Annotated in this window: 9 protein-coding genes; 4 read left to right on the top strand and 5 right to left on the bottom strand. The window is 66.4% G+C overall.

The window, feature by feature from the left end:
* Window positions 1-144: 144 nt before the first annotated feature.
* Complete coding sequence (locus FBY31_RS20330) at window positions 145-1,137, bottom strand: hypothetical protein (RefSeq protein WP_235013148.1); 993 nt, start codon at window positions 1,135-1,137, stop codon at window positions 145-147.
* A 105-nt stretch (window positions 1,138-1,242) separates the two neighbouring features.
* On the opposite strand from FBY31_RS20330, the gene FBY31_RS20325 reads away from it, so the two are divergent.
* Complete coding sequence (locus tag FBY31_RS20325; RefSeq protein WP_142044593.1) at window positions 1,243-1,938, top strand: hypothetical protein; 696 nt, start codon at window positions 1,243-1,245, stop codon at window positions 1,936-1,938.
* 90 nt (window positions 1,939-2,028) lie between these two features.
* Here FBY31_RS20325 and FBY31_RS20320 read toward each other — a convergent pair whose 3' ends face one another.
* From FBY31_RS20320 to FBY31_RS20310, 3 genes are all read right to left on the bottom strand, one after another.
* A complete protein-coding gene (locus FBY31_RS20320) occupies window positions 2,029-2,214 on the bottom strand; it encodes a PspC domain-containing protein (RefSeq protein WP_200833419.1) in 186 nt (61 codons plus the stop codon).
* A gap of 9 nt (window positions 2,215-2,223) precedes the next feature.
* On the bottom strand, window positions 2,224-2,502 hold the full coding sequence (locus FBY31_RS20315; protein ID WP_142044591.1) for a hypothetical protein: 279 nt from the start codon (window positions 2,500-2,502) through the stop codon (window positions 2,224-2,226).
* A gap of 126 nt (window positions 2,503-2,628) precedes the next feature.
* A complete protein-coding gene (locus FBY31_RS20310) occupies window positions 2,629-4,044 on the bottom strand; it encodes an NAD(P)H-quinone dehydrogenase (protein ID WP_142044589.1) in 1,416 nt (471 codons plus the stop codon).
* 107 nt (window positions 4,045-4,151) lie between these two features.
* Between FBY31_RS20310 and FBY31_RS20305 the strand changes: the two genes are divergently transcribed.
* Together FBY31_RS20305 and FBY31_RS20300 are read left to right on the top strand one after the other, a co-directional pair.
* Complete coding sequence (locus tag FBY31_RS20305; RefSeq protein ID WP_142044587.1) at window positions 4,152-4,970, top strand: purine-nucleoside phosphorylase; 819 nt, start codon at window positions 4,152-4,154, stop codon at window positions 4,968-4,970.
* A gap of 55 nt (window positions 4,971-5,025) precedes the next feature.
* Complete coding sequence (locus tag FBY31_RS20300; RefSeq protein ID WP_200833418.1) at window positions 5,026-6,792, top strand: phospho-sugar mutase; 1,767 nt, start codon at window positions 5,026-5,028, stop codon at window positions 6,790-6,792.
* 70 nt (window positions 6,793-6,862) lie between these two features.
* Here the strand turns inward: FBY31_RS20300 and nirD are convergent, their stop codons facing one another.
* Window positions 6,863-7,249 (bottom strand): nitrite reductase small subunit NirD, encoded by a 387-nt coding sequence (nirD, locus tag FBY31_RS20295; protein WP_142044583.1) that lies wholly within the window; start codon window positions 7,247-7,249, stop codon window positions 6,863-6,865.
* Between the two features lie 274 nt (window positions 7,250-7,523).
* On the opposite strand from nirD, the gene nirB reads away from it, so the two are divergent.
* A complete protein-coding gene (gene nirB / locus FBY31_RS20290; RefSeq protein WP_142044581.1) occupies window positions 7,524-10,166 on the top strand; it encodes a nitrite reductase large subunit NirB in 2,643 nt (880 codons plus the stop codon).
* Window position 10,167: the final 1 nt, after the last annotated feature.

The following is a 10,167-nucleotide window of genomic DNA, read 5'->3' as shown; positions in this document are numbered from 1 at the left end:
CAGAGCCACCGGCGCGGCATCAGAATTCGATGCCGCGCACCAGGGCGATGAGCTGCTCCTTCGTTTGCTCGGCCGTCGGCCCCGTCGGGGAGATCAGGACCTGGGCGGTGAAGGTCGCCAGGTCCTGGCCCCTCACGGCGGATATCAACACATGGTGATCGGCACGTCACCGGCCGGACGGAGGGACTTCGGGCCCGCGGGTTCAGTTGTCTCGGAGTAGGACGCCCTGTCCCCGATGCCGTCCAGCGGCTCGCCGCGAGCGCCAGGGCCGACAAGTGCTGACGCTGCGCCCCTCAGGACTTCGATCGAGAAAATCAGGGAGTCCGGACCCGGCGTGCCCAGCTCACCAAACGTGTAACGGCAACTGACCTCGTACGGGAGGATCTGCGGTGGGGCCTTGGCACCGAACGCCCGCTGCACCTCCTCGGGACTGACCAGGGCGCACACCGGGTTGTTGGTCGTGGCCGGAGCACCGACGGCCGGGGCCGCGGGGACGCTGAGTGGGCCGCCGTTGCCCCAGCCGGCATCCACTGCTGCCTGCGAGAGCGCCCGGGCCATCGCATCGCCGTCGGGGACTCCGCCGCCCGCCATCGGCGGTCCGGTCACGTAGGGCATCTCGAGGGTCTCGTTGCCCCGGACTGCCGTCAGCACGACATTCGCGGACGCGCCGCCGGCCTCACCGCGGAAGTAGCCCGTCCACTGCAGGCAGGCGAAGTCGCCGATGCCCGTAACGGGTGAACAGTCGGACGTCGACTTCGCTTTCGAGATGTCTGCGGCTGATGCCGGGGACGTGAGCGCCACCGACAGGGCCGTCATCCCTCCCTCCTTGGACTTGCTGGAATAGGTGCACTGGTAAGCCTTGCTTCCCGGCGGCCTGGCTGAACTGTTCTCGCCCACAGGCACGAGCCCGGGTTCGACCTTCGCGGCGATTTCCGGGGTGATGAGGCCGCAGGCCGGGCTGCCGGTGCTGGAGGAGGACCCGTCTGGCGATGCTGGCCCGTTTTGGCCCGCTGGCGGGGAGCATGCGGCGAGGAACAGTGCGAGCACTGCGGCCATAGCAGGCCGGGACGGATGCACCGGCCCGATCCAGGCAAGGCTGCGTTTGGCCCCGGGGATCAGAATCAGCAGGCTATTCATGGCATCAGTGTGGCGCCGCAACGGTGCCGGGCCCCAGAGTCTAAAGTACCGTTCGGCGCGTAACAGGAATCGGGCAGCCGGCCGCTGGCCGGTAGCATCGGGGCCATGAGCGCCGACGACGACGACATCACTGATGAACTGCTGGCCGACGCCGGGAAGCTGACCGGGCTGGGCCTGGAACTGCTGGGCCTTGATCCCCACCCGGACGACATGACCCCGGAGCAGCGGCTCCAGTTCGACCCGGAAGACCTGGAAGAAATGGCCGCGGTCCCGCGGGAAGAGCGGCAGAAGGCTGTTCGTCAGACGCATCTGCTGGCTGGCCTGCTGTGGAACTCCTCAAGCGTCCTCATCGACCAGCTTTTCCGCGATCTCGAGACGCTCAGCACGCTGGATGCCGCCACCCCCTCCGCCATAGCCAAGACGTCGGTGCTGTCCTCGCTGCCGCCCCGGTTCGCGTCCAGCTACGATGCCAGGTTCACCCAAAAGTTTATTGTGGTGGCCGCGGATGTCACCGCTTCCCTGGTCCGCGGCTGGATAGCCCCGGGCTGCCTCGCCGCCGAACTGGCGGTCCGGTGCCTGCTCGATCAGGCGGAAATCACCGAGGACATCTACGAACTGGACCTCCCGGAGGACTGGCGCGCACAGGTTGAGGAAGTCCTGTTGGAGGATGCCGACAGTGAGTCGCTGTACGCGGAAAGCCCGGACACTGCGGCCCACGATACCCCCGCCGAACCGGGCATCGGGCACTGGTTCAAGCCCTTCAGAGCCGGGGACGCCGTCCCGCCCTACGCCTGTTCCTAACCGGCCGGGGGCAGTCGGCCCCTGCAGGAACCGGGGCGCCGGCCCGGCTCCATGCATGCGGCGTTCGTGCCCGCATGTTGCCCGGCGGCGCTACGCCGGCGCCTTCGGGATCAGGATCCACAGCGCGATGTACACGAGCTCGCCAACTCCCACCAATCCGAAGATGACGAACCCAAGCCGTACCAGGAATTTCGGGAGCCCGAACCTGGCCGAGAGCGCGGCGCAGACTCCACCGATCATTTTTCCGCGGCGTGGCCGCACCAGGGCCATAGACATGGCCTGGCCCTAGCCTTCGGCCTCTGCCGCGGTGCTGCCCGGACCGGTGGCAGCGCCGTTGAACTCCCCGTTGGCCACGGCCTCGGCGTACTTGGTGAGATCCGGTCCGGGCTGGAAGTCGACGAACTGGTCCTTCAGCTTTTCAAACAGGAACTTGTACACCTCGTCCTTGTTTGCATTCGCCAGGGAGGAGGCTGCCTCACGGACTGCTTCCTGCAGGGCCCGGTCCGCGTCCAGGAGGATCTTCTCGCGCGCCTGCCCGTTCCATTTGACGTCCTGCAATTCCATGGGAGTCTCCTTGCGTTGGCGGCTGATGCAGGGACGGCCGGGAAATTCGCTGATGAAATTCCCGGCCGGTCCTTGAAGGAGTTTATGCAGTAGGCGCGGGAGGGGTCCAGACCTTCCGCACCGCGCCTAAAGGTGAACGTGCAGGCGCCGTGCGGCCTCCGAAATGGATCCGGTCAGCGACGGGTACACCGTGAAGGTGCTGGCGACGTCGTCCACGTGCAGTTTCTGCTTCACGGCGATGGAGATGGGGAAAATCAGTTCGGACGCGTTGGGACCCACTACCACCCCGCCGATCACCGTTCCGGAGCCCTTCCGCGCAAAGATCTTCACGAACCCGTCCTTGGCGTTCCGCATCTTGGCGCGGGCGTTGCTGCGCAGTGAAAGCTTCACCACGTCGCCCTGGTATTTGCCGGAATCGATCTCCGCCTCGGAAACCCCCACGTTGGCGATCTCCGGTGAGGTGAAGATGTTGGAGGCGACTTGGTGCAGCTTGAGCGGGGTGACCACGTCGCCCATGAAGTGGGCAACGGCGATGCGGCCCTGCATGGCCGCGACGGAAGCCAGCGGCAGCACCCCCGTGCAGTCGCCGGCGGCGTAGATGTTGGGGGCGGTGGTGCGGGAGACGCCGTCGACCTTAACGTGTCCGCTCTCGCTGACCGCCACACCCGCTTCTTCAAGCCCAATGCCCGCAGTGTTGGGGATGGAGCCCAGGCAGAGCAGGCAGTGGCTTCCGGTGACCTTGGACCCGTCGCTGAGGGTGACCACCACGCCGTCGTCCGTCCGCTCCACCGCCTCGGCGCGTGAACGGGACAGGACGCGGACACCGCGGCGCTCGAACACTTCCTCCAGCACCACAGCGGCGTCCACATCAGAGCCCGGAAGCACCCGGTCACGGCTGGAAATCAGGGTCACCTTGGAGCCAAGGCCGTTGTAGGCGGAGGCGAATTCGGCTCCGGTCACACCGGAGCCCACCACGATCAGGTCCTCGGGAAGTTCGTCCAGGTTGTAGATCTGGGTCCAGTTCAGGATCCGCTCGCCGTCAGGACGGGCGGTGGCCAGCTCACGCGGGTGGGCGCCCACGGCCAGCAAAATCGTGTCCGCTTCCACGGTCTCGGTGCCCTCCGCCGTCAGCACCTCGATGGTGTGGTTATCCGTTAGCCGGCCCGAACCGGTCAGGATCCGCACGCCCTGGGCGGCCAGGCCGTCGTGGATGTCCTTTGACTGGCTGCGGGCCAGGTTCAGGAGGCGGTCGTTGATGTGCTTGAGGTCCGCGCGCATCACCGGCACAAAGTCGCCGCCGTCGACGTCGAACTTAACTCCCAGCTCGCCCGCCTCAGCAACGCGGGTCATCAGGTCCGCGGTGGCGATCAGGGTCTTGGACGGGACGACGTCGGTCAGCACGGCGGATCCGCCGAGCCCGGCCCGCTCGATGATGGTGACCTGCGCTCCGAGCGAGGCGGCCACCATGGCGGCCTCATATCCGCCCGGACCACCTCCCAGGATTGCGATCCGGGGTGAACTGAAATCTGGATGCGTAGTCACAAAAACCCATTCTCCTGCATCCTCCCCGGACCACCAAAGAAAGCGTTCTCTGGGGCCAAACCCGCGAAAGGGTGGGCCCGACAGGAGCGGCGGGATACCTTGTACCAGTGAGTACAACAGACTTCCTGAACACGGATCCCTTCGCTGCCGCGCGTGCCGCCGCCGACTACATTGCCGAGGAAACCGGCGTTGACAGCCACGATGTTGCCCTGGTGCTCGGCTCCGGCTGGGCAGAAGCCGCCGACCTCATCGGTGAAACCACCGCTACCTTGTCTGCCGAGGAAGTCCCGGGTTTCCACGCCCCGGCAGTGCCAGGGCATGTGGGCACCATCCGCTCCGTTCTGACCAACGAGGGCAAGCGGGCGCTGGTCCTGGGCGCCCGGACCCACTACTACGAAGGCAAGGGCGTGCGCGCCGTAGTCCACGGCATCAGGACGGCGGCGGCGGCAGGCTGCAGCACCCTGGTCCTCACCAATGGCTGCGGCGGGCTGAATGAAAACTGGGCGCCGGGCACTCCGGTGCTGATCAGTGATCACATAAACCTCACCGCGGCCTCACCGCTGGAGGGCGCCACGTTCGTTGACCTGACAGATCTGTACTCTGCCCGGATCCGCGGAATCGCCCGCGAAGTGGATGCAACGCTGGACGAAGGCATCTACGTGCAGTTCCCCGGCCCGCACTACGAGACCCCCGCAGAGGTGCAGTACGCCAGGCGCATTGGCGCCGACCTGGTGGGAATGTCCACTGCCCTGGAGGCCATCGCGGGACGGCACGCAGGCATGGAAGTGTTCGGCATCTCGCTGGTCACCAACCTCGCCGCAGGCATCAGCCCGCAGCCGCTCAGCCACCAGGAAGTCCTCGAGTCAGGGCAGGCGGCGGGCCCGCGGATCTCCAAGCTGCTCGCCGAAATCATCGCCCGGCTCTAAGGCACACGCAGTAGACGGCGGGAGTTCGAGGGCCAATGACGATAGCGTTGTGCCCATGACGTCCTCCGATGCCGATTTCCGCCTGCTCAATGAAGCCCGTGCATGGGCTGCCCAAGACCCGGATCCCGAAACATCGGCATCCCTCCTTGAGCTGGTCCGGCTGGTGGAAGACGGCTCACCGGCAGCCCGCCAGGAACTCGAAGACAGCTTCCGCGGACCGCTGCAGTTCGGTACCGCAGGACTCCGCGCGGCATTGGGGCCCGGGCCGAACCGGATGAACCGTGTGGTGGTGAGGCGCGCCGCTGCCGGGCTGGCGGACTTTCTGCTCCGCGCGGTGGGCGAGGCGTCACCGGGAACGCGGGCACGCGCCGTCGTCGGCTATGATGCGCGGTATAACTCGGACATCTTCGCGGCGGAAACCGCGGCGATCTTCACGGCGGCGGGCATCGAGACTTTCCTGATGCCGTCGGCGCTGCCCACTCCCCTGCTGGCGTACGCCGTGCGGGCTTTGGAATGCGACGGCGGCGTGATGGTCACAGCCAGCCACAACCCCCCGCAGGACAACGGCTACAAGGTCTATCTGGGCCGCCATGCCGTGACGGACAGCGGCAACGGCGCCCAGATCGTGGCACCCTATGACGCCGGGATCGCGGCGAGGATCAACGCCGTAGGCCCGCTCGAATCCATTGCCCTTGCCCCCGGCGGCTGGACCGTGCTCGACGGGTCCGTGGCCTCCGCATACCAACAGGCAACTGCTGCGCTCGCCCTCCCCGAATACTTTCCTGCCCGGAATTTGCGCATCGTCCTCACCCCGATGCACGGCGTCGGCGGTGAAACCGCGCTGGCCGTGCTGGATGCGGCCGGTTTCACCGACGTCACCCTGGTGGCGGAACAGGCCAAGCCGGACCCGGACTTCCCCACCGTCAGTTTCCCGAATCCCGAGGAACCCGGGGCACTGGACCTGGCCCTGGAAACGGCTGAGCGGCTGGATGCCGACATCGTTATTGCCAATGATCCCGACGCCGACCGGGCGGCAGTTGCGGCGAAGGACCCGGATACGGGTGCTTGGCGCATGCTCCGGGGGGATGAAGTGGGCGCCCTGCTGGGCGCCCACATAGCGGCGCGGCTGTCCGCGGCCGGTGGAAGCACAGGCGGCGGAAGCACAGGCGGCGGAGGCAGGCAAGGCGTGTTCGCGAACTCGATCGTGTCCTCGCGGCTGCTGGCGCGGATCGCGGCCTCTGCAGGCTATGCGCATGAGGAAACGCTGACCGGGTTTAAGTGGATTTCCCGCGTGCCCGGGCTGCTGTACGGCTACGAGGAGGCGCTGGGCTACTGCGTCGCGCCGGAACTGGTAAAGGACAAGGACGGCATCTCGGCGGCGCTGCTGATCGCGGAACTCGCTGCCGCCGCGAAGGCTGACGGGAAGACCGTCTTTGACACCCTGGACGACCTTTACCTGCAGCATGGCCTGCACGCCAGCGACCAGCTCAGCATCAGGGTCGCGGACCTGGGACTGCTGGACGCGATGATGAACCGGCTCCGCGTCAGCCCGCCGGAATCCTTCGGGTCATCGGCAGTGGAGGTTTTCACGGACCTGGCAGAGGGGACTGCGCAGCTTCCGCCGACGGACGGGCTCCTGTACATTACCCGCGACCTCACCCGGGTGATCATTCGGCCCAGCGGCACAGAGCCCAAGCTCAAGTGCTACCTCGAGGTGATCCACCACGTGGGGTCCGCGGCCGAACTGCCGGAAGCCAGGCAGGCCGTGCGGGCCGCGCTGGACGAAGTACTGCGGGACGTCAGAGAGGCGCTGGGGCTTTAGCGGGGTTTCCAAAACCAGAAAAGGGCGCCCGTTCGGGCACCCTTTTTTCCTGGGTTTTGGCTGCGCGTTCCTACAGCTCGATTTCGACGAAGCCGTCCACCACGCGGGTGTTAAACGCTGCGATGCTCAGGCCCGGGGTGCTGAAGCATTCGCCGGTTTCGAGGTCGTAGACCTCTTTGTGCAGCGGCGAGGCAACGGTGGGACGCGTCCCGCGTGATCCCAGGATTCCCCGGGCCATAACGTGCGCTCCGGTCGCCGGGTCCTCGTGGGCCACCGCGAAAACCTCAGCGGGGCCGGTGCGGAAGAGGGCAATCTGGCGTCCTGCCACGAGGGCCGCTTCGCCCCAGGCGGGTTCCAGGTCGTCCACCAGGCAGACGCGGTGCCAACCGGTGGTGATGCCCGGTGCGGCCTCGTCGGTGGCTGCTGCGAGTGCCCCAAGTTCCAGTGTTGCCGTCATGTTGGCTCCTCATCCTGTGCGTGTTTTCTTTTGCCTTCGGCTGCCTCTGCGGCCGTGTTCCACGCTAGGCCGCGGGTGTTTCAGAGGGGTGCAGTGAATGTGTCCAGTGCGTAAAAGACACCTCACGCCGCCGGAAACGTGCCCGTGATGCAGAAGTTAAGTTGACGAAACAATTGGGAAACTGAAGCGAAACTGCGTCTCCCTAGTCTGGATGGACAGCTCGTCAGAGAAGGCTGCGGGAAAACTGCCTGCGGCCCATGCGAAAGGCCCATCAGTGACCGAACAGACTTCAAGCACAGAGACTCCGCGCCGCATCGTCGTCGCCGGCGGCGGCCCGGCGGCCCACCGTTTTGCGGACGCGATGCATGCCCGCGGCCTCGATGGCTGGCATGTCACGGTCCTCACCGAGGAAGCCCACCTCCCTTACGACCGCGTCGCGCTGTCCAAGGCCCTCACCGAGAAAGACGTGGACCTCACCTTGGGGACCGCTTCGATGTGGGACCACCCTTCCCTGGAGCTGAAGACCGGTGAGCGGGTTGCCAGGATCAATGCCGAAGCCAAGACGGTGGAAACCGCTGCCGGCAACGTCTTCGAATACGACGAACTGGTGGTGGCCACCGGCTCGAACGCGGCCCGCCTGCCCATCCCCGGCGCCGAGCACACCCATGTCTACCGCACGCTCGAAGACGTGTGGGCCATCAATGAGGCCATCACGGGCCTGACTGAGAAGCTGGGCCGCAAGGTTAACGCCGTCACCATCGGTGGTGGCCTTCTCGGGCTCGAATCGGCCGCCGGCACCGAGCAGCTGGGCGCCAACCCGATTGTTATTGACGGTTCGCAGTGGCTGATGGCCACGCAGCTCGACGAGGGCGCAGGCCAGGCAATGGGCAGGCTTATCAAGTCCAAGGGCTTCCAGGTCCACGGCGGCGTCTTCCCGTCGGAAGTATTGTCCGACGACGACGGCCAGGTCACCGGCGTCCTCATGGCCGACGGCCGGGTCATCGACGCCGACATCGTGATTGTCGCCATTGGCGTCCGGCCGCGCGATGAGCTCTTCCGTGCTGCCGAAGGCGAGGAGCAGGTGTTCAGCCTGGGCCAGCGCGGCGGTGTGGTCATCAACGACTACTGCGCCACGGAGGTAGCCGGAATCTGGGCCATCGGTGAAGTGGCCAACTATGGCGGCATGTGCCTGGGCCTGGTAGCCCCCGCAAACACCATGGCTGAAATCGTGGCCGACCGCCTCCACGGCGGGGATGCCACCTTCCCCGGCTTCGACACCGCCACCAAACTGAAGCTTTCCGGCGTCGACGTCGCCAGCTTCGGCGACGCCTTCGCCAAGACCGAGCACGCCCTCGAGATCGTCTACGCCGACCCCGCCCGCGGCGTCTACCAGAAGATCGTTACCACCGACGATGCCAAGACCCTGCTGGGCGGCATCTTCGTGGGCGACGCCTCACCGTACATGAGCCTGCGTCCGCTCCTGGGCCGGGAACTTCCCGCAGAGCCCGGCGCCTTCCTCAGCGCGGCAGGCGGCGGCGACGCCCCTGAAACCGAACTGCCGGACGACGCCACGCTGTGCTCCTGCAACAACGTCACCGCCGGAAGCATCCGCGATGCCATCAACGGCTGCGGCGCCTGCGAAGGCAATGCCCCCGTCCAGGAACTGGGTGAGCTGAAGGGCTGCACCCGCGCCGGCACCCAGTGCGGTTCCTGCGTGCCGATGCTGAAGAAACTGCTGGAAACCGAACTGACCAAGTCCGGCGTCGAGGTTTCCAAGGCCCTCTGCGAGCACATCGAACTGTCCCGCCAGGAACTGTTCGACGCCATCCGGGTCCTGGAGCTCTCCTCCTTCGAAGAGATCATGGCCAAGTACGGCACCGGCGCCGGCTGCGACATCTGCAAGCCCACCATCGCCAACATCCTGGCCAGCCAGAACAGCGCCTACGTCCTGGACGCCGGCCGCGGCACCCTGCAGGACACCAACGACCGCGCCCTGGCCAACATGCAGAAGGACGGCACCTACTCCGTGGTCCCCCGCATCGCCGGCGGCGAGATCACCCCGAAGAAGCTCGGCGTCATCGCGGCCGTGGCCGAAAAGTACAACCTGTACACGAAGATCACCGGCGGCCAGCGGATCGACATGTTCGGCGCCCGCCTGGAACAGCTCCCGGAGATCTGGAAGGAACTGGTGGACGCCGGCTTCGAGTCCGGCCAGGCCTACGGCAAGAGCCTGCGCACGGTGAAGTCCTGCGTCGGTTCCACCTGGTGCCGGTTCGGCGTCCAGGATTCGGTGGCCATGGCCATCCAGCTGGAACTGCGGTACCGCGGCCTGCGCAGCCCGCACAAGCTCAAGATGGGCGTTTCCGGTTGTGCCCGTGAATGCGCCGAAGCCCGCGGCAAGGACGTGGGCGTTATCGCCACCGCCGACGGCTGGAACCTGTACGTCGGCGGCAACGGCGGCGCCACCCCGGCCCACGCCCAGCTGCTGGCCAAGGACCTCGACGACGAAACGCTGATCAAGTACATCGACCGCTACTTCATGTACTACATCCGCACCGCCGACCGCCTCCAGCGCACCGCACGCTGGCAGGAAGAGCTCGACGGCGGCATCAAGCACGTTGAGGACGTGGTGGTCAAGGACACCCTGGGCATTGCCGAGGACCTCGAAGCCGCGATGGCCAAGCACGTTGACACCTACATCGACGAATGGGCAGACACCCTCAAGGACCCCGAGCGCCTGCGCCGGTTCCGCTCCTTCGTGAACGCCCCGGACCAGAAGGACGACTCCATCACCTTCGTCCCGGACGAGCGCGGCCAGATGCGCCCGGCCACCCCGGAAGAGAAGGGGAAGGTCCTGATCGGGGCTTCCATCCCGGTCCGGCCCGGCACGTCGGAACCCATCAGGAACGAGGCATAAG

Origin of the sequence: Arthrobacter sp. SLBN-100 (genome assembly GCF_006715305.1) — a bacterium.
GTDB lineage: Bacteria > Actinomycetota > Actinomycetes > Actinomycetales > Micrococcaceae > Arthrobacter.
This window is presented reverse-complemented; position numbering and strand designations above follow the sequence as displayed.

Excerpts from the sequence above, each read along its gene's own strand:
- FBY31_RS20330 (WP_235013148.1), bottom strand. The coding sequence starts at position 1,137 with ATGAATAGCCTGCTGATTCTGATCCCCGGGGCCAAACGCAGCCTTGCC.
- FBY31_RS20315 (WP_142044591.1), bottom strand. The coding sequence starts at position 2,502 with ATGGAATTGCAGGACGTCAAATGGAACGGGCAGGCGCGCGAGAAGATC.
- nirD (WP_142044583.1), bottom strand. The coding sequence starts at position 7,249 with ATGACGGCAACACTGGAACTTGGGGCACTCGCAGCAGCCACCGACGAG.
- FBY31_RS20325 (WP_142044593.1), top strand. The coding sequence starts at position 1,243 with ATGAGCGCCGACGACGACGACATCACTGATGAACTGCTGGCCGACGCC.
- FBY31_RS20320 (WP_200833419.1), bottom strand. The coding sequence starts at position 2,214 with ATGTCTATGGCCCTGGTGCGGCCACGCCGCGGAAAAATGATCGGTGGA.
- FBY31_RS20300 (WP_200833418.1), top strand. The coding sequence starts at position 5,026 with ATGACGTCCTCCGATGCCGATTTCCGCCTGCTCAATGAAGCCCGTGCA.